This is a genomic window from Candidatus Nomurabacteria bacterium, assembly GCA_020631975.1.
Taxonomy (GTDB): Bacteria; Patescibacteriota; Saccharimonadia; order Saccharimonadales; family CAIOMD01; genus JACKGO01.
Genome location: JACKGO010000003.1, coordinates 219,008 through 240,222 on the forward strand (window position 1 = coordinate 219,008; position 21,215 = coordinate 240,222).

19 protein-coding genes and 1 riboswitch are annotated in these 21,215 nt (G+C 38.9%); of the genes, 5 read left to right on the forward strand and 14 right to left on the reverse strand.

What is annotated here, in order from left to right; translation table 11 throughout:
• Positions 1–29: 29 nt before the first annotated feature.
• Positions 30–1,310 (forward strand): hypothetical protein, encoded by a 1,281-nt coding sequence (locus H6795_04015; protein ID MCB9817658.1) that lies wholly within the window; start codon positions 30–32, stop codon positions 1,308–1,310.
• On the opposite strand, the gene H6795_04020 is transcribed toward H6795_04015, so the two are convergent.
• The 7 genes from H6795_04020 to H6795_04050 are packed head-to-tail and all read right to left on the reverse strand — an operon-like array spanning position 1,307 to position 8,364.
• Positions 1,307–1,606, reverse strand: coding sequence for a hypothetical protein (locus H6795_04020; GenBank protein ID MCB9817659.1), 300 nt, complete (start codon positions 1,604–1,606; stop codon positions 1,307–1,309). The genes H6795_04015 and H6795_04020 overlap by 4 nt on opposite strands.
• Before the next feature lies 1 nt (position 1,607).
• On the reverse strand, positions 1,608–2,165 hold the full coding sequence (locus H6795_04025; protein ID MCB9817660.1) for a hypothetical protein: 558 nt from the start codon (positions 2,163–2,165) through the stop codon (positions 1,608–1,610).
• A gap of 18 nt (positions 2,166–2,183) precedes the next feature.
• A complete protein-coding gene (locus H6795_04030; protein ID MCB9817661.1) occupies positions 2,184–3,014 on the reverse strand; it encodes an A/G-specific adenine glycosylase in 831 nt (276 codons plus the stop codon).
• A gap of 5 nt (positions 3,015–3,019) precedes the next feature.
• The gene (locus tag H6795_04035; protein MCB9817662.1) at positions 3,020–4,951 is read right to left on the reverse strand and encodes a hypothetical protein; all 1,932 of its coding nucleotides are present in this window, start codon (positions 4,949–4,951) and stop codon (positions 3,020–3,022) included.
• A gap of 46 nt (positions 4,952–4,997) precedes the next feature.
• Positions 4,998–5,516: an NUDIX domain-containing protein gene (locus H6795_04040; GenBank protein ID MCB9817663.1), complete on the reverse strand. Its 519-nt coding sequence runs from the start codon at positions 5,514–5,516 to the stop codon at positions 4,998–5,000.
• 14 nt (positions 5,517–5,530) lie between these two features.
• The gene (aspS, locus tag H6795_04045; protein MCB9817664.1) at positions 5,531–7,285 is read right to left on the reverse strand and encodes an aspartate--tRNA ligase; all 1,755 of its coding nucleotides are present in this window, start codon (positions 7,283–7,285) and stop codon (positions 5,531–5,533) included.
• A gap of 44 nt (positions 7,286–7,329) precedes the next feature.
• Entirely contained in the window at positions 7,330–8,364 is a 1,035-nt protein-coding gene (locus H6795_04050; protein MCB9817665.1) for a CBS domain-containing protein, read from the reverse strand.
• Between the two features lie 103 nt (positions 8,365–8,467).
• Between H6795_04050 and H6795_04055 the strand changes: the two genes are divergently transcribed.
• Positions 8,468–9,118, forward strand: a complete 651-nt coding sequence (locus H6795_04055; GenBank protein ID MCB9817666.1) for a thioredoxin domain-containing protein — start codon at positions 8,468–8,470, stop codon at positions 9,116–9,118.
• Positions 9,119–9,286: 168 nt separating this feature from the next.
• A complete protein-coding gene (locus H6795_04060; GenBank protein ID MCB9817667.1) occupies positions 9,287–10,960 on the forward strand; it encodes a cation:proton antiporter in 1,674 nt (557 codons plus the stop codon).
• Here the strand turns inward: H6795_04060 and H6795_04065 are convergent.
• The 4 genes from H6795_04065 to H6795_04080 form a co-directional block, all read right to left on the reverse strand.
• Entirely contained in the window at positions 10,957–12,642 is a 1,686-nt protein-coding gene (locus tag H6795_04065) for a hypothetical protein (GenBank protein ID MCB9817668.1), read from the reverse strand. The genes H6795_04060 and H6795_04065 overlap by 4 nt on opposite strands.
• A gap of 77 nt (positions 12,643–12,719) precedes the next feature.
• Positions 12,720–12,849: riboswitch (cobalamin riboswitch) on the reverse strand.
• Between the two features lie 7 nt (positions 12,850–12,856).
• The gene (locus H6795_04070; protein MCB9817669.1) at positions 12,857–13,546 is read right to left on the reverse strand and encodes a hypothetical protein; all 690 of its coding nucleotides are present in this window, start codon (positions 13,544–13,546) and stop codon (positions 12,857–12,859) included.
• Positions 13,547–13,619: 73 nt separating this feature from the next.
• A complete protein-coding gene (locus H6795_04075; protein MCB9817670.1) occupies positions 13,620–14,318 on the reverse strand; it encodes a DUF1206 domain-containing protein in 699 nt (232 codons plus the stop codon).
• A gap of 103 nt (positions 14,319–14,421) precedes the next feature.
• Complete coding sequence (locus H6795_04080; GenBank protein ID MCB9817671.1) at positions 14,422–14,760, reverse strand: hypothetical protein; 339 nt, start codon at positions 14,758–14,760, stop codon at positions 14,422–14,424.
• A 73-nt stretch (positions 14,761–14,833) separates the two neighbouring features.
• On the opposite strand from H6795_04080, the gene H6795_04085 reads away from it, so the two are divergent.
• Positions 14,834–15,760: an inositol phosphorylceramide synthase gene (locus H6795_04085; protein ID MCB9817672.1), complete on the forward strand. Its 927-nt coding sequence runs from the start codon at positions 14,834–14,836 to the stop codon at positions 15,758–15,760.
• Between the two features lie 17 nt (positions 15,761–15,777).
• Here the strand turns inward: H6795_04085 and H6795_04090 are convergent, their stop codons facing one another.
• On the reverse strand, positions 15,778–17,913 hold the full coding sequence (locus H6795_04090; GenBank protein ID MCB9817673.1) for an AAA family ATPase: 2,136 nt from the start codon (positions 17,911–17,913) through the stop codon (positions 15,778–15,780).
• Between the two features lie 180 nt (positions 17,914–18,093).
• Here H6795_04090 and H6795_04095 point away from each other — a divergent pair, with 180 nt between their 5' ends.
• Positions 18,094–19,320 (forward strand): PQQ-dependent sugar dehydrogenase, encoded by a 1,227-nt coding sequence (locus H6795_04095; GenBank protein ID MCB9817674.1) that lies wholly within the window; start codon positions 18,094–18,096, stop codon positions 19,318–19,320.
• Between the two features lie 66 nt (positions 19,321–19,386).
• Here the strand turns inward: H6795_04095 and H6795_04100 are convergent, their stop codons facing one another.
• Both H6795_04100 and H6795_04105 read right to left on the reverse strand, forming a co-directional pair.
• On the reverse strand, positions 19,387–19,620 hold the full coding sequence (locus H6795_04100) for a hypothetical protein (GenBank protein ID MCB9817675.1): 234 nt from the start codon (positions 19,618–19,620) through the stop codon (positions 19,387–19,389).
• A 50-nt stretch (positions 19,621–19,670) separates the two neighbouring features.
• Positions 19,671–21,215 (reverse strand): cation-transporting P-type ATPase (locus tag H6795_04105; GenBank protein MCB9817676.1); only part of this gene is annotated, 1,545 nt, incomplete at its 5' end.

Below are 21,215 nucleotides of genomic sequence, written 5' to 3' on the forward strand. Positions count from 1 at the left end.
ATAGCAATTTATAAGGTATGATGACAATTATGCATATATTTTTTTCTGGCATAGGCGGTACTGGTATTGGGCCTCTGGCATTGATTGCCAAACAAGCTGGCTATGAAGTATCTGGATCTGATAAGCAAGCAAGCCAATATACAACGTATTTACAAAAGCACGGCATTCAGCTTTATATTGAGCAAACAAAAGAAGCAATTGCAAAGATGCATCAAACAAAGCCTATAGACTGGTTTGTGTATACGTCTGCGTTACCCTTAGAAAACCCCCACCATCCCGAATTAATGTATGTTCATGAGTTGGGTATTCATCACTCTAAAAGAGATGATTTTTTACAGTACTTTTTAACAGAAAAAAAACTAAAACTAATTGCTTTTGCAGGTACACACGGAAAAACCAGTTCAACTGCAATGGCCGTATGGACAGCTAAACAACTCGGTGTACCAATAAGCTATTCAGTTGGCGCAAAAATTAGTTTTGGAGACATGGGCCATTACGACCCATCGAGCAAGTATTTTTTGTATGAATGCGATGAATTTGATAAGAATTTTTTAGCTTATCAGCCATACATCAGTGTACTCACAAAAGTAGACTGGGATCATCATGAGCAATACCCTACTAGAAAAAATTATATTGATGCTTTTAGGCAATTCGTGAGCCAATCTAAAAATGTAATTGCGCATAAAAGTGAATTAAAGTATTTATCAATAGAATCAAAAAATAATGTTCATGAAATAGATGAATCACTACTACCGTTGCTAAAAATAAAAGGTGCCCACAATAGGAGCAATGCAGCAGGTGTGGCGACAGCTATGGCAATGATCCAGCGTACAAATGATTATGAATCAATTATACGCGCCTTAAACGCCTATCCTGGGTCTAATAGGCGCTTTGAAAAACTAACCGATAATATATACAGTGATTACGCCCACACACCAGAAGAAATAGCTGCAACGCTACAGCTTGCGAAAGAGTATGGCAAATCAATCGTTGTGGTGTACGAGCCTTTAACCAACAGACGCCAACATTTTATGAGAGATGCCTATAAGGATGTTTTTCAACAGTTAGATGCACTTTATTGGTTACCCAGTTATCTTGCGCGCGAAGACCCAGAACTAGATATTATTCACCCAGAACAATTCATTGCTCAATTACCTGAGTCTGCACATGCACACACTGCCAAGCTCAATGACGAACTAAAATCTACTATCATACAAGCTTCTAACAGCGGTGCGCTAGTGTTACTACTCGCAGGAGGAGGTGGTGGTAGCTTGGATGAATGGGCTCGTAAAGCGTTTGTTAAGCGCTAAAGACCAGTCGGTCCAAAGTCTGCAGCATCATTAAATGACTTAACCCGTTGAGGTAATGTTCTTGAATAGTACTCTAGATCATCAGCCTGAATCGGGCTTGTAGTATCAATATCGTCTAAGTCGCTTTGCAGAACCTGTTGGGCTGCACTTATCTGCTTAACGGTTGCATAGGCTCCACTATTTAAAAAAACAAAAAAAGATATAAACACTAAAACTGCAGACACTGCGATTGTAAGACCTATCATCCAAGCTAAGTTGAGTTCTTTTGGTTTGGGGCGTCTAAAAATTAGTTTCATTTTATATTCTTAGTCTATTTATCAGTGGATTAAATGTCGTTTGGGGCGATAGCAATACGGTTACTTTTAACTCACTTGCCAAAGTAAACATTTCTTGCCGTGTCTGATTATATTCTGCGATACCAGCCTTATATAGTTCTGGGCTGTTGACGCAATCTACTGCTGTAATGTCTTCTGCTAGTTGTTGAGAATAGCGTGACTTTTCGGTAAACGTATCTAAACTTTGTTGTAATTTGCCAATCAACAAATCAACTTCTGATGCGTCTGCGCCTTGTTTGGACATACGCAGTTCTATTGCTTTAATCTCTTTCTGAATAGCACCGTAAGTGGCAATTCGCTTTTTAGCAGATTCATCTGTTGCTGTCTGCAAAGTCTTGATAGTTTGTTTATTGTTAATACATTGTTCTGATACCACCGCGCGGTCTTGGGGTAAAATTGAAACACTTCGCTTATCTTGCAGTTCCATTAGTCTATCTTTAGAATCAATTTGGCCTTCTGCAAGTACATTAGGAGCAACGCCCATTACGAGGAGTAGCACAGATATAACCAATAATCTCATTAGTAATAGTATATCATTTTACCCACTCGCAAGACGATAAGAACCTGTATTGTTACTCGTTATGAGTCCTTCTTTTATAAGATCGGCGAGGACACTGTCTAAACGATCATCGTCTATAGCGCGATGTAATTCATCACGGGTAAGAGAAACTGTTTGACGTAACAGCAGTATTACGCTACCTCTTACCTGGCGTCTAGACCCAATAAAGGCTGCCTGTTTTTTATATGTATGTGATTTATATAGTTGGTTACCGTAGGTTTTTTTAATATATGTACCGTAGTCCATCAATGCATAAAACCACTCACGTGGTTTAACGGTATCGATTGTTGTGTTTACTAATTTTAAGATATCTGCATCTGTTATGCTGTTTTTTGCATGTGGAAAAAACTCATGTAAATAGACAGTTCGAATGTTAGTTTCGATAAACGCAACAGGTAGGTCGTGGGTATAAACAACAACTGCAGCTGCAGTATTTGTACCTAGACCTGGTAGTTTAGTGAGAGCTCGTACGTCTGGCGGCACTATTCCATTATATTGCGCAAAAACAGCATGAAGAGATTCAAACAAATACTTTGCCCGACGGTTATAGCCAAGCCCGCTCCAAGCTACTATTGCATCGGCAAGTGTTGCTTCCATAAAATCAGCAAGCGTAGGCCATTGCTTTAACCAGCTGTGGTATTTTGGCACTACACGGCTGACTTGCGTTTGCTGCAGCATCATTTCAGATACTAAAACCCTGTAACCTCTATCTAGGGCTGTTAATTCGTTAATGTGTCTCCATGGCAAATCACGTTTTTGGGTATCGTAAAACTGCCATACTTTATCGATAAAAAGACTATAATTATGCATATATTTTAATAGTAGTATTGACTATCGGCATACACAGAAAGGGTGACATCACCTACTTTTTTTACCTGGCCATTTGTTGTGCTGACAATGTAATCTGCTGTTTCACCGGCTGTAGCTACCGCGTAGAGTATCGTTGTGCTATTTAACCAACGAATTGGGTAGTTTATGCCTGATTGCTTGGTTATTTCTTTGGAATCATTTGCATTACTACTAGAAACCAAAAGTACTGTCTTGCCGTCTCTTTCTTCTAGCCATGCTACGTCTGTAGTTATCGGATTACTCGTATAGGTAATATTTTTTGGAACAGCCGGCGCACCTTCGAGTTGCTTTATTGATCCATTTTCAAGGGTTAGTTCGTACCATTCATCACCTTCTGCGCTTATTTGTAGAGTATCGTTGGTTATTCTATATACCGCCCAAATGTTCTTCGCGAGTAGCACTTTTTTTTCATTATTGTTGAGGCTCGATTTTGTCAAACCTTTGCTTTGGGAGCCATCACTGACAGGAAGCACATAGTACACTGCGTCTTTAATAAGCCGAACATCTGTAAAGTTACTAGCAGTTGCAACTTCATGTACCTCTTTTTTTGCAGCATCATAGGCTACGATTGTTTGTGTGCTACCCTTGTCTGCTAGCTGATTCGTAGCTGTTTTAACAAAAACTACAGTGTCACCATCCCAGCCAATCAAACGAACACGCTCGCTACTGCTTGTATCTATTTTTTCTACTTGTTTCGTTGTAGTATCTAAAAGATATACGCTACTTGTCATACTGCCTGATTCGTTGCGTAAACCGTCCCTAGAAGACACTAATGCGACGACTGAACTTTTTGGATTAGGAAGCAAATGGGTATCGGATTGCTCAGTACCCGTACCTGGCAATAATAAGGTTTCTTGAGTTCCGTCTACATAGCGACTATATATATCATATTTGCCACTTCTTTTTGATATAAATACATCTTGGCTGCTTGGTACAAGTAGTACCTCTTCATTTGCGATAGTGTCAGCCGGTATGGTGAGTGTTTCGGTTCTATATGTATTATAGGTAAATGTAACGGCAATATCTTTTTCTGTTGGCTCTATTGTAAGTTTTGCAAGACCGTTTTCGTCAGAAAGTGCCACACTTTCACCATCTGAAACTTCAACATTTTGCAAAGCAGAACCACTTAACCAATCTTTGGCTGTAAAAACAAACGTGGTACCTGTAGGATTCAGCTCTAAAGGTCCATCAAAAGGGTTGCTGCCCCACCCAATTGTTACTGGAATTTGCTCTTCTTTGAAAGAACGTTTTTGTAAATTAATTAATGTTGGACCTAATTTGATATCATTAATCTTTACTAGACCTTCTTCATCGCTTTTAGCAGTCTTATCATCAATACTTACTGTTACGTTTTTAATTGGCCTACCACTTATTACATCGACTACTCTAAACTGTGCACTTGCTCTCACGCCAACTGTGTTTAAAACATAGTACCGTGCTTGTGGAAAAGCTACTATAAAGACCACCGCTCCAAACACTGCCAACAGTATTACTGTTCTTAAAATTCTATGGTTCCACCAAGCTTTAGCAAAACGGATAATACCGTTTTGTTTAGGCGGAGTAATCGTATAATCTGATGAGCTTGCAGCTATAGATTCCGTGTTTGTGTTATGTTCCTGAGCAATAACTTCGTCAACAACCGTATCGTCCGTTTCGTTGCCAGCTTCGTCAAAGAGCGGCTTGGGCTTAGTGTCTGCAGGTGGATCATCGGTTACTTTCTCTACGCTTTTAGATGTGTCATCAGTGCTTTTATAACGACGTGAAGATATTCTGCGAGGAGCAGAATTTTTGTCAAGTCTTGCCGTAGCTTCTTCTGGCGGCAAACCCATCAGCAAAGTTATCTTGTCTTGTATCTCCGCTGCTGGTACATCAAATGTATTGTCTTTATTTTTATCCATAAGAACTATTGATATTTTACCATTTTATAGCTTAGTTTGAACATCTCTATATCTGTGCTGGCATGTTTTGCACAGATTGAAGCACATATACGCTTAACTGTCTTGCATCTTGATAGATTTCTTTTTCTGATAACTCTTCTACTTCTTGTAGGCTTAGCCATCGTATATCACTAGATTCGTCATCAGCAATTGCGTTAGTAGGTTCTTCTTTTGCAACAAATGCATAGGTAAGATCAGTATGGTAATGAGGTACGTCACCTGGGACAGCATGAGTATTAACAGAAAACGGTACAAAATGTTCATCGCAACCTACGAGTCCTAGTTTAGGCTTAGAAAGAACAATGGACAGCGAACTCATATCATACCCTGATTCTTCTTTTAGTTCTCTCGCGACCGCCTGCCATGGCGTTTCGTCTAGTTCTATATGCCCACCAAAAGGAAGCAACGAATTATGTTTTTTGTGTACGTGTAATGCGATTCGCCAGTCTATATCATCAAATTGTCTCACGATATATACGCTCACTGTAAAATCATGTTGGCCACTTAGAGTGTGAATATGTGCCATTGGGCGGTAAATACCTAATCTTTGCTTTCTATTATGCGAATATTAAGTTCTTCTAGTTGCGTTTCATCTACAGTGCTCGGGGATCCCATCATAACATCTACACCAGAGCCATTTTTTGGAAATGCAACAACTTCTCTAATATTGTCTTCATTCGTCAGCACCATAAATATTCTGTCTAATCCGAAAGCACACCCTGCGTGAGGTGGTGCTCCATATTTAAAAGCCTGTAACATCGCGCCAAATTTTGATTCTACATATGATTTTTTGTAGCCCAGCACATCAAACACTTTGTACATGACTTCTGGATTATGATTCCTTACGGCACCTGAACAAATTTCATATCCATTCATTACCATATCAAATTGATCAGCCACAATGGATAGTTTGTCTTCATTTTCCAGCGTCCCAAGCCCTCCTTTTGGCATAGAAAACGGATTGTGTCCAAAGTCTAATTTTTTCGTTTTTTCATCGTATTCATAAAAAGGAAAGTCAACAATCCAAGCTAATGCAACTGTATTATCATCTTTTAACCCAAGAACATCTCCTAGGTGTGATCTTAGAACTCCGAGCGCTGCATTTACTACAGTCTTTCTGTCTGCACCAAAGAAAATAGTATCTCCGTCTTGTGCATGAGTAGTTTTTTGTATTGTATTAAGCTCTTCATCGCTAAAGAATTTTGCAATAGATGAGTGTAGTTTTCCATCTTCTACAGTCATATAAGGCAGCCCGCCTGCTCCGTTTTGTTTGGCAATATCAGTGAACGTATCAATTTGTGATCTGCTAAATTGTGATTTTGCACAAATAGCTTTAACAACTCCGTTTGCTTTGATAGCGTTGGTAAACACACCAAAACCACAACTTTCTAGTTCTTTTGTTAGATCTACGAGATGCATATCAAATCTGAGGTCTGGCTTATCACTCCCATATGTATCAAGTGCTTCTTGATACGTAATTCTTGGAATTTTAGATTCAGCCAATGATTTACCCGCAAATGTCGTAACCAGATCTATAATAAGTGGCTCAACAGTTTGCCGTACCGTCTCGCCGTCTTCTACAAAGGCCATTTCTAGATCTAGTTGATAAAAATCTCCATAGAGTCTGTCTGCTCTTGGATCTTCGTCGCGAAAACAAGTGGCAATCTGATAATATCTATTTACCCCACCAACCATGAGTAGTTGCTTAAACTGCTGAGGAGCTTGTGGTAATGCATAAAACTTACCACTATGTACGCGTGACGGTACAAGAAAGTCTCGAGCTCCTTCGGGGCTGGAATTAGCCAATATTGGTGTCGCTATTTCAGTAAATGCATTGGTTTCCATGTACTGTCTAATCGTTGCATAGTATTGTGCACGCTTTGTTAACATGTCTTGCATTTTTTGTCTGCGCAAATCTAAGTATCGATACTTTAGTCTATGCTCTTCATTTACCTTTTGATTCGTGTTAACCAATATCGGTAATGGCTCGCTCTTATTAAGGATTCGTAAGTTTTCAACCACGAGTTCAATGCCGCCCGTTGGAATATTGCTATTTTTAAGATGTTCATCTCTTTCTTTTACCAGACCCGTTGCTTCTATGACATATTCATCCCTTAGTTCTTCTGCCGCATGAAAGCCTTCTTTTGTAGCGTCTATGGTAAGTTGTAATAAACCTGTGTGATCTCTTAAATCTACAAACACAAGCCCACCATGGTCACGCCTGCTGTTCACCCATCCCTGTACTACGACAGACTTACCTATACTATTAATCGTTTCAGTTACTAATGTTCTCATAACTTGTCATTATAACAGATATGGTACGACTCTATGTATGGTAACTAAGAAATGATATTTGACTTTCTTGACGAGCGTTTTGTGGCTGCTTTGCTCTTTGCGACTAAGCGCAAGTCATCAAACCTATCATCTTCATCATGAATAGGATGTCCTATGATTTGTTCTATCACATCTTCTATCGTTAGTACACCAACCACGTCCTCAAACTCATTTACCACTACAAATAAATGATGCCGAGTTTTTATAAAACCATGCAATGCAACATCGAGTGGCTGCGCTTCATTGATGTAATACACATCATCACGCATAATTTTTGTAACTGGCTTGGCTTTCTGTAAACGTATTGCGTCACGTAAATATAGTGTACCTATAATATTTTGATTGTTTTCACTATATACGGGGAATCTCGAGTGGCCACTGTCATGTAACTCGCCAATAACAACAGGTGTTAATTCATCGTCAGCATTCACAAAATGCACAGTATTGAGTGGTGTCATATGATCTTGTACCAGCTTTTCTCCAAATAAAAGTGCGTTTTCGGCTATTTTTAACTCGTGTTTACTTATACGGTCAAATTCATCTGCGTTATGACGTAGTATTTCTAGTAATTCATCTTTGCTTTGTATAAGCATAAACGGTTCTGGTTGGATCCATCTTCCAACCCATTTTTCTAATCGGCGCATAATAGGAAACGTTTTTCGGAGAATCCATTCTAAATATGGGCTTACTATAGCGGCCATATGCAAGCTTGGTTTGGGGCGCTTTGACCACGGTAAAATAGCATGTAACACAACGATAAGTGGTACGTTTATCAAGATAATTAGTATTGGACTACCAATTAAACTCTTTAAAAGTAAAATTATACTTGTAGTCAAAAAACCAAGTACCGTCCATAGCAGTATCCAGAGTTGCATACCGTATGCGCGTACTGGGTACACGCGGACGGCATCTTTATTGCCTTGTCTGGCTTGGCGTTTGAGTTCACGTATACTCATGAACTCTAGGCTTCTTATAAGTAAAATGCCATAGAATGTAACACCAATCAATACACTTAGTAATAATGTTTCTATTAGTTCCACTCATGTTTATTCTACGTTATTTTTACTGTAAAATATAGCGCCAAGCTTATGTATTATTGATACAATAGAATAACAACATGCATAACAGATAGGAGTCTGAACAATGGATAAACGTTTTTTGATTATCATGGGAATAATTGTCGTCGCTTTTCTTGGAATATTCTTCCTTGGCAATTCGAATAATGAGTCACAAAACACTCAAAATACAGGTACAGTAAGCAACCACACCACTGGGAACAATGCCAAAAATGTTGAATTATTAGTCTATGGTGACTTTGAGTGTCCTGCCTGTGGCCAATTTGCAGCGATTGAAAAGCAAGTGATTGATAAATATAAAGACGACATTGCTTTCACATTCCGCCATTTTCCAATAGATACCATACACCCTAACGCCCGCGCAGCAGCACGTGCAGCAGAAGCCGCAGGAGCTCAAGGTAAATTCTTTGAGATGCATGATTTGCTATATCAAACGCAATCCCAGTGGAGTTCTCAGGTAACTACTAACCCTCAGCCTATATTTGAAAATTTTGCTAAAGAAATAGGATTAGACATCAATAAATATACTATTGATTATGCTTCTGATACAACAAACAGCACTATTAACGCAGATAAACAAGAAGGTAACAACAAAGGCGTCAATGGAACGCCAACCTACTTTATTAATGGGGTTAAGATAGACAACGGCCAAATTACGAGTGTTGAAGGTTTTTCTAAAGTAATTGAGGATGCTATCTCCGGCGCAAATCAAAACTAATTTACGCGTTTTATAAAGATATGTACTGACATGTCAACGCCTTGTTGGTCTGTATCCAATCTAGAATTACTGTACGTATAAGTATTTTGAACTCTTAATGTATTGAGTCTATAAATAAGTAGTCAAGATCTTTATGCTTTATAATGTAGTTAAGGGGTAGAAAAATATATGGAATTATTTGTAGAAATAAGCGCTCTATTAGTTATTGCAGCCATCATTTCACTGATAATGCGTGCCCTAAAACAGCCTCTCATTATTGGTTACATTATAACTGGATTATTAGTAGGGCCAGCTTTCTTGGGTATCGTAAAATCTTCTGATGCATTAGAAACTTTTAGCAGTTTTGGCATAGCCCTGCTGCTTTTTATAGTCGGCTTAGGTTTAAACCCAAAAGTAATAAAAGAAGTAGGTAAGGTATCCCTATTAACTGGAGTTGGCCAAGTGGTGTTTACTACCGTTATAGGTTTTTTAATAATATATGGTCTTGGGTATAACGCAGTAGGTGCTCTTTATATAGCGATTGCTTTAACTTTTAGCAGCACAATTATTATCTTAAAACTTCTCACTGACAAACGAGACCAAAATAAATTATATGGAAAAATAAGTATCGGCTTTTTGCTTGTGCAAGATATAATCGCCACACTAGCGTTGTTGGTTGCGAGTGCAAGCGGTAACGGTGGGATAGATTTAGAAGAAATAATTATTCTTGTTGCCAAGGGAGTGGCGGTTGTTATTGGGGTAATTTTGTTTGTAAATATTGTATTAAAACGAATCTCTAAATTTATGGCAAAATCTCAAGAAATGTTGTTTTTGTTTGCTATGGCGTGGGGATTTGGGATTGCCTCGCTAACATACCTAGGCGGCTTTTCACTAGAAGTTGGCGCTTTATTTGCTGGTATAGCTATTGCATCTTTACCCTATTCACAAGAAATTGCCTTACGGCTAAAGCCGTTGCGCGATTTTTTCATAGTTTTATTCTTTATTAGTCTTGGTTCAAGCTTAGAAATAGCCGGTGTTGGACCCATTGTCTGGCAGGCTATTCTATTGTCGTTATTTGTATTAATAGGTAACCCAATCATTGTGATGATTATCATGGGTGTTATGGGATACACCAGAAAAACCAGCTTTAAGGCCGGTTTAACAGTTGCCCAAATTAGTGAATTTTCTATTATCTTTATATTGCTCGGTCAAAAAAATGGCCAAGTTAGTGATGAAGCAGTATTCTTGGTAACGCTCGTAGGTATTATTACTATTGCGATTTCTACCTATATGATTATGTACTCTAACCAGCTGTATGATTTTCTTGCGAAGCATTTAAGGTACTTCTTTTACGACAGCAAGCAAAAAGCCGAACGTGAGCACGCGAACAGTTATACTATTGTTTTGGTTGGTTATCAGCGTGGTGGTCGTGAATTTGTTAAAAGTTTTAGAGAAATGCACAAAAAATTCATTGTAGTAGATTATGATCCAGAAGAAATAGAAGCCTTAGAACGTAATAATATTCCACATATTTATGGTGATATACAAGACAGTGATTTACTAGAAGAAATCGCTATTCATCGTTCTAAATTGGTGGTATCTACCATCACAGACTTTGAAGCAAATATTTTCTTAATACAACAGTTAGAAACCATTAACCCAAGCGCTGTAAGTATTGTACATGCCGATAATATTCATCAGGCTGAACAACTATATGCATATGGTGCTAGTTACGTTATGCTTCCGCATTATATAGGGAGCGAAAGAATGGGATCGTTCATAAAAAAGAACGGTTTTGATAAAACTGAGTTTAGAAAATTTAGAGAAAAACATTTGCAGTACCTTGGAACGCATTACACTTAAGATGTAGTGGTGTTAGCTGCCAAACCAAGCGCGCTACGAACCAATTGCCCTTGCGTTTGATAGAGCGATATCAACTCTTTTATCATTTCTGTCCGCTCATTGGGCGATACGCCAGATTCGTACATCGTGTTTTTTAGCGTCCATATGGCATATTGGTTAAGTTGTATTTGTGTGCGTATGTCTTTTCTTTTTGCTGATACATAATGGTTCTGTTTCGCTTCAGCGAGATTCTCCTGTTTTGCCGAACTAAGTTTTGTTTCTTTTAATGATTTATCTGTGTCAAATACATACGCATAAATATCTTGTTTAAATGCACTGCAATTTGTTCGCGTACAATACCATTTACCAGATTTTTTATTACGTATCCCAACGCCGCACTCATTACCACAAACAGGGCAAGCACCTATAGGGATGACATCATATGCACCTTTAGAAAAAATAGGTTTAGGTGTTTCGTATGCTGCCTTGTTCATTAGACCAAGTTCTCGACGCTGGGTACCACTGTGTATGGCTGGATTAACGCTTGCCGCATTAGAAGAACTAGCACAAGCACTATCATATTCCCTCCCTTCACTCATGGCCGTAGCACCGGCGCTCCCAATATCGTAACTTCCGTGTGTATCATTCACCATTTGCGGTTCGTTACTACTATGAAGTTTTTGTGTTAAATACTCTGGTATAGCCTGTTTTCTTAAATAATCAATCATTGCAGAACCGATTGATTCCGTCAGTGTTTGTCCTACGTCTATCTTTAGAAATCGCGGTACTGCTTTTTCTTTATACTGACGCACCAAATAATCATCAATCGTTTGTTTTAGTCTACGGGTTACGCCCACTTGCATAGAAACGGCAACTTCTTCTATGATTGTCCGGTATAGATCAAAAGCTTCAGGGTGTTTTTCTACAAAACTATTGGCTTCTGTAACAGACTTATTGGTATCTACCCCTTGCTGATACACAGCGGATGGATTTTCATGATTTCGTAATGAATCGTATTCTTCTACGATTGCACTTGCAGTTTCGCTTGGAGTAGAATCTGCTGTAACTAAAATTGGTATTGTCACTTGCTCTAAGCTAGACGACGCAACATCTGCATGAATATTCAGTGTATCTAGTAGCTCATTCAACCTTTCTAATGTTAAGCCGTCAAGTGAAAATGCAATTGTTTGGCCTTGGCCTAAACTATTTTTTGCATGGAGCTGTAGACTCGCCATCATGCGTTTTTGCTTAAAACTTTGTCGTCGTGCTTCATTAGGGTTTAACTCTTCTTCTGGGGGGCATGGTGAGATTAGTAACAAGTACGTGTCATTACTAGGCTGCTGTAGCCAATCAAGAAGTAATTCGCCCTGTTGCAAAAAAGCCTTTTGACGTTCTTCATGATACACATCAAATCCACCACGTGCGACATCATGTTTTGCAGCTTCATACGAAAGTTGTAAAGACTTCATGTACTGCAAGCCTGTGTCATACGTAATCTCGCTATCGTCATACGTATACGAATATTGGCTCATAAAGGGCTGGTCTTCAAGACGCTCACCCATATCGGTAATAAATTCTACACGCATTCTATGATAGGCTACTGCACTGTCGTATGATTCTTGCAACAGTCGAACATGTGCCAGCGGATCATTGTTTTTTGGAGTGTGTATAGATTTTTCTTTTGTAAGTAACGCTTGGTACATGAATAATCCTGCTCTATCTACAAAGCAGGATTATATAGTCAGTCCACCAATGACCTAGTATCCTGCTCGGGATATATGTTGGTCGTAGTCTTAGTAATGTATCTGACTTATTGCGTATGTAGCAATTTACAGTTGCGGCACAGTCCATGAATCACACATGGTTCCATTACAAAAAGCACGAAGTATATTGTTAATAACTTTATTATAGCAAATGCTACAGCGCTTCGAAAGATTTTAAAGCATTCTTTAGTATTGTTGTATCTGGTCGTATATTATGATCTATGTAAACAAAAAAGTAGGTGTGTTTGCCCTTAGTAGGTCCAACTATAGGAACGTTGTAGCCGTTTGTAGCGTTAGCCGTACCAATATGATTCTGCTGCGTCGCCATATCGCATACAAACGTAACATCTTGCCAAGTTGCCTTCCACGTCTGAGCACTCGTTTGGCCAGCACCAGGCTTTGGTGCCCCCGTAAAGCTCTTGCAATCTTCTGACATAATACCCGGTTGTATGCGGTTTCCTTCGACAGTTATGGGCAATAGTTTGTTTAAAGCATACTCTTGCGGAATCACATCTACATACGCTTTCAGCCAGCGGTTTTCGTAGTCTTTAACTTTTGATTGAAATTCGTAATATACCTGATTGTAATAGGGGTTCTGCTTGCCGTTTAATACCCATCCTTCTGGGAGTGATATTTTAAACTCGTCTACAACAAAATCAACGGTTGCTGGTGCCACAACCGCGACAGTACCACCTGTTTTTGTAAAGTTAGAAGAAGTTTCTCCGTTACTTCTAAATACGAAAAACCATATTACAAAAGCCAATATGACAAACAAGCCCACTAAGACTACGAAGAATTCTATTAAGAGCTTTTTTCTACTTCTGGTTTTGTTTACTGTGTACATGTGTTCCTTTTCGTACCAGTTCACTCTAATAATGACAGAATTAAACGCTTATGGCAATATTTGCACATCCTGTTTACTGATTTGCGACCGGAGCTACTATTACAATATCTGTGCCCTGTGCAGGGGCATCTTCGCCAGCTGGCAAACTACCTACGTCGTATCCTAATAACTGAGCAAGTTGCTTTGCGGCATCATTAAAATCTGGCGATGTTGCATACACTACACCTTTTGTTTGTGCTGTCTTGGGGGTGCTTTTATTGCTAACAACTGCATTCTTAAATTGCTGACTAATTTTATCTTGGATTGATTTCTGGGCAGTATCTGCTGCCAATAAAGATATGTTTATTGGGTTAGCTGCTGCAACAAAATTACTATAATTATCTATTTTTATAATTCTATTTTCGCCTTTACGATAAATGATAGAAATATCAGCATCTTTATATGCTAAAACGTAGTCGTTATTTTCTGCATTTTCAAAAAACTTTGCAGACGCATCTGAGGCACTTTTTAGCTGATCTTTGTCACTCACTAGTAGTACTGTTGGTTTTTCTTTTTCGTATGCAGGAACAGCATATAATTTAGAAACAGCCTGCACCAATTGCCTGTCTCTATCTTCTACTGATTGTGTTACTTCTTTGTATTTTGTATTCACATTCTGATATTTAACAAAAAAGTAGCCGCCAAACACAGCTAACCCAACAAATAGAACAACAAGAGCAATACTGCCAAATGGCATTGATTTTTTAAAACGTGGTGAGCTTTGTTTTGACATAGTATTTCAGATGTATATTATAAAGTAAGCATAGGCACATTGCAAATAATAGTAGTGTTCTGACACTTTCTGTCTGCAGGTGATTCAAAGTAAATATGCGAGGCTATCTATTCAAATTGAAAGCTACTATAGCGGCTAGCTGTTCTTCAGTTGGTAAAGCGTTATACGGAAAGCAAATAGTACCTTTTGAGGTCTTTACATCTCCAAGCATGTGTTTGACAGCAATTATTGGTGCTTCACCAAATGGATACACACCCACATGATTTTTATGAGCTGCAACGGCAATAATATAGTTGCCGTTGCTTTTTAATGTAGGAACGCCGTAGCTCATTGTTTCTTCTGGCTCAAGAGTATGTTTTTTTGCAATTGCCAGAATCGTTACAACAATATCGCGCTTCTCTTTATCTAGTTTATTTAGGTACTCATACCAAGGAGATTTCATAGTACTAATGTATCATATAGCGAATAAGTCATTCGCTATAGATAGCATCGCCAATATAAGATACCATTAGTCAATGAGACAAAAAGCTTTCCAAATAATTGGTGTGATAGGTGTAATTATATCTGTCGTAATATTTATAAAAAATCCAAGTTTTTTGACACCAGATAAACTACTGGTGTTTTTAGTGTTTGTGTTCATGATATTTAAACAAGCTATAGAAATGCTAAAACGCTTTTTGCCATTTGTTGCAATTTTACTCGTATACGAATCTTTTCGCGGTATTGCCGATGGTTTAAATAGCCGCGTTGAATACATGTGGATGCCTGCCGTAGATAGATTGTTGTTTGGCGGTACATTACCAACCACTACTCTGCAAAACTGGTGGTGGATGGGCCAAACTAACTGGTATGACTTCTTATTTTACTTACCGTATATGCTACATTTTGTATTACCTATAGCACTTGCTGTATATGTTTGGAAACGTATACCAAGCAAATATTGGCAATTAGTTTTGTCTTATGTACTTGTTTCATTTATCGGCTTTTTCGTATTCTTGGGTTTTCCGGCTGCTCCACCATGGATGGCAAGTGACCTAGGTTACATAGAACCAATTCATAGAATATCTAGCGACGTGTGGTGGAGCTTAGGTGTCAAAGATTTCCCATCATTTTATAATGAAATTTCACCAAACCCAGTTGCCGCTGTGCCATCACTCCATGCCGCCTATGCAACATTATTTGCATTGTTCATAACGTACCTATTTAAAAGTAAGTGGCGATTTATTAGTTGGATATACCCCGCGCTTATATATATAGGTACTGTGTACTTGGGTGAACATTATTTTATAGACGAGCTACTTGGTGCAATGCTCGCAATAGCCGTTTTTTATGCCACGCCGCACATAGCAAAGATACTACAGCATGCTGCTAAAAAACTTCAAAATATGTATCGACTTAGAACGCCAAATAAACAACGTATGGGATATTTTGTACTTTTTTAATCTATGTAGTAAAGATCTTACATAGTTTTAAAAGTATATTTTCCGTTTTTCACATCAACAAGTAGATGATCGTTCTCTTGTACGGTACCTTCAATTATTTTAGCCGCCAACGGGTTTAATATCTTCGTCTGAATGACTCGTTTTAATGGGCGTGCACCATATGCTGGGTCAAAGCCTTGCATAGCCAGCGCTTCCTCTGCTTTATCGGTAAACTGTAGGGTAATATCTTTGGTTTTTTTAATCTGCTCTGCAGTGCGTTGTAACTGTACACCCACAATCTCTTTCATGTGCTCTGCCTGAATTCGGTCAAAAATAACAATATCGTCGACCCGGTTAATAAACTCAGGTCTAAAATATTTTTTTAGCTCATTGCTAAGAGTAGCTTCAAGACTAGCAAAGTCTTTGCCATTCCAATCCTGAATATACTGCGAACCAATGTTACTTGTCATAATAATGACTGTATTGCTAAAGTTAACGGTCCTGCCTTGGCCATCAGTTAATCGTCCATCATCTAGTACCTGTAGTAGTACGTTAAACACATCCTGATGCGCCTTTTCTATTTCATCAAATAACAAAATGCTATACGGCCTACGACGCACCGCTTCTGTAAGTTGACCGCCTTGTTCGTAGCCGACATAGCCTGGGGGTGAACCTATTAAACGCGCCACAGCATGCTGCTCCATGTACTCACTCATATCTATCCTCGTCATAGCACGTTCATCATTAAATAAGGCGTTTGCCAAACTCCTGGCGAGTTCCGTTTTGCCTACACCCGTTGGACCCAAAAACAAAAACGAACCTATCGGTCTATTTTGATCGCCTATACCCGCCCTAGAACGACGAATAGCATTAGAAACTGCGTTCACAGCCCTATCTTGGCCAACAACTCGCTCTTGTATAGCATTTTCTAGGTGGCTGAGTTTTTTTGTTTCTGATTCCTTAAGTCTGTCTACAGGAATACCTGTCCAGCGAGCAACCACAGCCGCAATGTCATCTGCCATAACCTGGTCTCTTAGTAATCTCTTCTCAACCGGAATACTATCTAGTGATCGCCTCAAGCTGGCGAGCTTTTGCTCTTCTGCCGGTATGTCCCCGTATTTTATACGACTCGCAAGTGCTAAATCGCCGTCACGCTCTGCCAGCTCTAACTGCATTTTTAGTTTTTCTAATTTTTCACTTGCCAAATTTAATTTATCTATTAAGCCTTTTTCTTGTTGCCACGCGTCTTCTAATAATTTTGCTTTTTGTTGGTATGAATTGATGTCTTTTTCAATCTCGGTTTTACGAGCTTTTGCACTGTCACTTTTATCTTTTTTTAAAGAAGTCAATTCTATTTGCAGCTGCATAATTTTTCTATTAAGTCTATCTAGCTCTATTGGCTTAGAATCTAGTTGCATTTTTAGTGCAGAGGTAGCTTCGTCTATTAAATCAACTGCTTTGTCTGGCAAGAATCGTTCAGTGATATACCTATCGCTTAAACGTGCGGCAGCAATAATTGCTTCGTCTAATATTTTCACACCGTGGTGTACCTCGTACTTTTCTTGTAAACCACGCAAAATAGCAACAGTGTCATCAAAATTAGGCTCGCCAACATACACCGGCTGTAAACGGCGCTCTAGGGCGGCATCTTTTTCTATATATTGGCGGTATTCGTTTAACGTCGTTGCACCAATAAGATGTAATTTACCACGAGCCATCATAGGTTTTAGCATATTTGCAATGTCTACTGCACCCTCTGCCTTACCGGCACCTACTATGGTGTGAATTTCGTCAATGAATAAAATGATTTCACCAGCAGCATCTTCTATTTCTTGTAAAACATTCTTAAGACGCTCTTCTAGCTGGCCACGATAGCTCGCACCAGCTATAAGATTAGATATTTCTAGCCCAATGAGTCGCTTGTCTTTAAGTGATTGCGGTACATCACCTTTAATAATTCTTTGGGCGAGTCCTTCTACAATTGCAGTTTTACCGACACCTGGTTCACCTATAAGAACCGGGTTATTCTTATTCCTACGTGAAAGTACTTGCATGCACCGACGTATCTCTTCGTCTCTTCCTATCACCGGATCTAACGCTCCCTCTTTGGCAAGGGCGGTAAAATCTTGACCATAGGTTTCTAATGGCTTCTTAGGTTCATCTTGAGGTTGCATAATGAATATCTCCTTACTACGCTTAATTATAGTAAATTAGCACTCTCATAGCAAGAGTGCTAATTTACTATGTGGTATGTCGCTCGTTATGTAATATATTGCCAACAAAAACGTTAGTCTAGCTTTTGTTGTGTGTCATTACTTATATGTAACCATATTGCTCATTGATATACTTATACTATGAGCAAGAAAAAAGTGGTGTTTATTTCAATTGTAGTTATTATTTTAGGTATTCTGGGCGTGCTAACTGTTTGGTTATACAACAACACCAGTTTGTTTACTACAAAAATTAGCAATAAAGATTTAGCCAAGAATAATCTTAATGAAAGCTTAAATTATGAGTTAGTACCTCAAAAAATCAATGGTAAAACTATAAATATACCAAAAGGTTTTACCTTAAGAGTATTTGCTGAAGATATTGGTTCTGCTAGATTTTTAAGTATAAGTCCGGATGATACGTTGTTCGTAGGCACAAAAGACAACGATAAAATTTATACAGCGAAAGATGCAAATAACGACGGGGTGGCCGATGATGTTAAAGATATAGACAGTGGTCTCAATAGTCCACATTCGGTTTTTTACTACAAAAATGATCTATATGTTGGCGAAGAAAACCGTGTGAGTGCATACCGCAATATAACATCTGACGGAACATACTCTAAAAAAGACGTTTTAGTAGACAATTTACCGGCCGGTAATCGATTAACTGGTGGAGGGCACAAGACGCGCACCGTTGTGATTGGCCCAGATGAAAAGATGTACGTTAGTATTGGCAGTAGTTGTAATGTGTGTGAAGAAAATGACGAACGTAGAGCAACTATAATGCGTTTTAATATAGATGGTAGTAACGGCGAAATTTTTGCCACTGGTTTACGCAATACTGTCGGCTTTGATTTTAAAAATGGGCAACTGTACGGCGCAGACATGGGTCGTGATCAAATAGGAGACGATATTCCGCCTGAAGAAATAAATATTATACAAAAAAATAAAGATTATGGGTGGCCATACTGTTATGGCGATAATATTGCAAACCCGGAGTTTCCAGAAAAAACAGATTTTTGTAAAACAAAAACCGAAAAACCGTTTGCAAACATACAAGCTCACTCTGCGCCACTTGGAGTAAGCTTTTTAAGCCAAGCAGCTCAGTCTACATGGCCAAAACAATATCAGGATGGCATGTTGGTTGCACTGCATGGGAGTTGGAACCGTACAATACCTACTGGTTATAAAGTTGTATATATAGATATGTCTACTGATGAACCAAAACAATATAATTTATTAAGTGGCTGGTTAGAAAATAATGCCGAAGCGTGGGGACGCCCTGTGGGTATGGTTTTTGACAGTAAGGGCAACTTGTATCTTAGCGATGACAAGCAAGGCCTTATATATAAGCTATCTTTGCAGTAGTTGTAGGTAACAAATAAAATTGTATAGATGTAGCGATTCTCGTACTAACCTTGCAAATACTCTATTTTAAGATTTATATTTTACTAAGCAAAACAAGCCTTTTGATGGTTTATACACACGGCTTGGATATTTTTCTACCAACTTCCAGACGCAGCCATTAACTGTTTTTGGGTGCGCGTCTGGAAGCCTCTTCTCAACTTCTTTTAGTAAATCTGCCCACCGCACACCTTGTGGATTTTCTTCTAAAATATCAAATACGGTGTCGTAAATTTGGTGCGTAATAGGCTTTGGTACTTCCATGCCACACAGTATATCGTAGCTAGGTGTAATTGTCGCATTTATGTAGTAGTTTAGTTCGCTACAATCTTTTTCTGCAAATATATTTTGTAAAGAAGTTTGTGTAGTTCAGCAACACCGAGTACTGCAACCATCATTACACCAGAGCTGATTGCGAGTGTTGATAAAGGCACTTCTTGAATATCAAAGACGTAGCCAAGAGGACCAAACATCACCAGTGCCTGCAGGCTAACCGCAACCATCAAACCAACGAACATTCCTTTATTCACAGTTTTAAATCTGCTAAAAGAAGAATTTAATTCGCTACGCGCATTAAAAGCATTTGTCCATTGGGCTACAATAAGCGCCATAAATGCAACCGTCTGTATATAAGAAGTGCTAAACCCACTTTGTTCAAGGCTAATGACAATACCAATTGTAACAATCGCCATTGTCGTGGCGACCAAAGCCATTCTACTCAAAAGCAATTTACTTAATAGTGGATCTTTGGGTTTGCGGGGAGGTCGCTTCATATGACCATCTTCAGCTGGTTCTAGCCCGAGCGGTAACACCATGGCTGTATCGGTAACGAGGTTTATCCACAGAATCTGTATGGCTGTTACAGGCAAAGGTAAGCCCAGTAGGAGTGCACCAATCATCGTTAAGACCTCACCTAAAGACGTAGATAATAGGTAAAAAAGCATCCGACGTATGTTGTCGAATATTTTTCTTCCTTCTGATATTGCCTTTATAATCGTTGCAAAATTATCATCTAGAAGCACAATTCCACCGGTGTCTTTTGCTATATCACTTCCAGAACCCATTGCTATGCCAACATGAGCATTAGCAAGCGCAGGCACGTCATTCACACCGTCACCCGTCATAGCGGTAATTTCTGTACGTTTAAGCGCTCGTAAAATTCTATATTTATCTTCTGGCAATATACGCGCAAAAATTGTTTTATCTTTTATAGCAAGCGCAAGAGCTTGTTCATCCTTTGGCAGGTCTGTGCCTTGTATCACTTGACTATGGTGACTCGCAAGGCCAATACGGTTACCAATATTATAGGCTGTTTCGTAATGGTCGCCTGTAATAAGCCTAACCTGAATACCAGCATCTAGTGCTGCTTTAATCGCCTTAGGGGCCTCTGGCCGCATCTCGTCTGCAAATGCTATAAAGCCTACAAAGTGCAAAGTATCTTTAGTAAGTTCTGCCAGGTTTTTTAGTTCGCCGGCTTGAACCAATTTGCACATAGCCACGGCAATAACTCGGTATCCTTTGGAAGTAAATTCATGCATTTTAGATTCAGCGCTACGATGTTGTTCACTTGTTAGTGTGCTAAGCGTAAGTACATGTTCAGGAGATCCTTTTATATAAAGTGTTTGCGAATGTTTAATGTACGCACCACTCATGCGGCTAGAAAGGTCAAATGGGTAAAGCGTATCTACTTTAGTTGTGTGAGCAGCGTCTAATGATTCGCTAATTGCAATATCTAGTGGGTCGGTTGCTTTTTCATTTTGGTCTATAGTTAGTAAAGCGACACTACGAGTATCTTCTGAGCCCACCGACCATGTATCCACAACTTTTAAGTGATTTTTTGTGAGGGTGCCTGTTTTATC

Coding starts and splice junctions, on each gene's coding strand:
- H6795_04085 (MCB9817672.1), top strand. CDS start 14,834: ATGAGACAAAAAGCTTTCCAAATAATTGGTGTGATAGGTGTAATTATA.
- H6795_04020 (MCB9817659.1), bottom strand. CDS start 1,606: ATGAAACTAATTTTTAGACGCCCCAAACCAAAAGAACTCAACTTAGCT.
- H6795_04090 (MCB9817673.1), bottom strand. CDS start 17,913: ATGCAACCTCAAGATGAACCTAAGAAGCCATTAGAAACCTATGGTCAA.
- H6795_04080 (MCB9817671.1), bottom strand. CDS start 14,760: ATGAAATCTCCTTGGTATGAGTACCTAAATAAACTAGATAAAGAGAAG.
- H6795_04070 (MCB9817669.1), bottom strand. CDS start 13,546: ATGTACACAGTAAACAAAACCAGAAGTAGAAAAAAGCTCTTAATAGAA.
- H6795_04030 (MCB9817661.1), bottom strand. CDS start 3,014: ATGCATAATTATAGTCTTTTTATCGATAAAGTATGGCAGTTTTACGAT.
- H6795_04040 (MCB9817663.1), bottom strand. CDS start 5,516: ATGGCACATATTCACACTCTAAGTGGCCAACATGATTTTACAGTGAGC.
- H6795_04055 (MCB9817666.1), top strand. CDS start 8,468: ATGGATAAACGTTTTTTGATTATCATGGGAATAATTGTCGTCGCTTTT.
- H6795_04075 (MCB9817670.1), bottom strand. CDS start 14,318: ATGTCAAAACAAAGCTCACCACGTTTTAAAAAATCAATGCCATTTGGC.
- H6795_04095 (MCB9817674.1), top strand. CDS start 18,094: ATGAGCAAGAAAAAAGTGGTGTTTATTTCAATTGTAGTTATTATTTTA.
- H6795_04015 (MCB9817658.1), top strand. CDS start 30: ATGCATATATTTTTTTCTGGCATAGGCGGTACTGGTATTGGGCCTCTG.
- H6795_04060 (MCB9817667.1), top strand. CDS start 9,287: ATGGAATTATTTGTAGAAATAAGCGCTCTATTAGTTATTGCAGCCATC.
- H6795_04035 (MCB9817662.1), bottom strand. CDS start 4,951: ATGGATAAAAATAAAGACAATACATTTGATGTACCAGCAGCGGAGATA.
- aspS (MCB9817664.1), bottom strand. CDS start 7,285: ATGAGAACATTAGTAACTGAAACGATTAATAGTATAGGTAAGTCTGTC.
- H6795_04065 (MCB9817668.1), bottom strand. CDS start 12,642: ATGTACCAAGCGTTACTTACAAAAGAAAAATCTATACACACTCCAAAA.
- H6795_04100 (MCB9817675.1), bottom strand. CDS start 19,620: ATGGAAGTACCAAAGCCTATTACGCACCAAATTTACGACACCGTATTT.
- H6795_04025 (MCB9817660.1), bottom strand. CDS start 2,165: ATGAGATTATTGGTTATATCTGTGCTACTCCTCGTAATGGGCGTTGCT.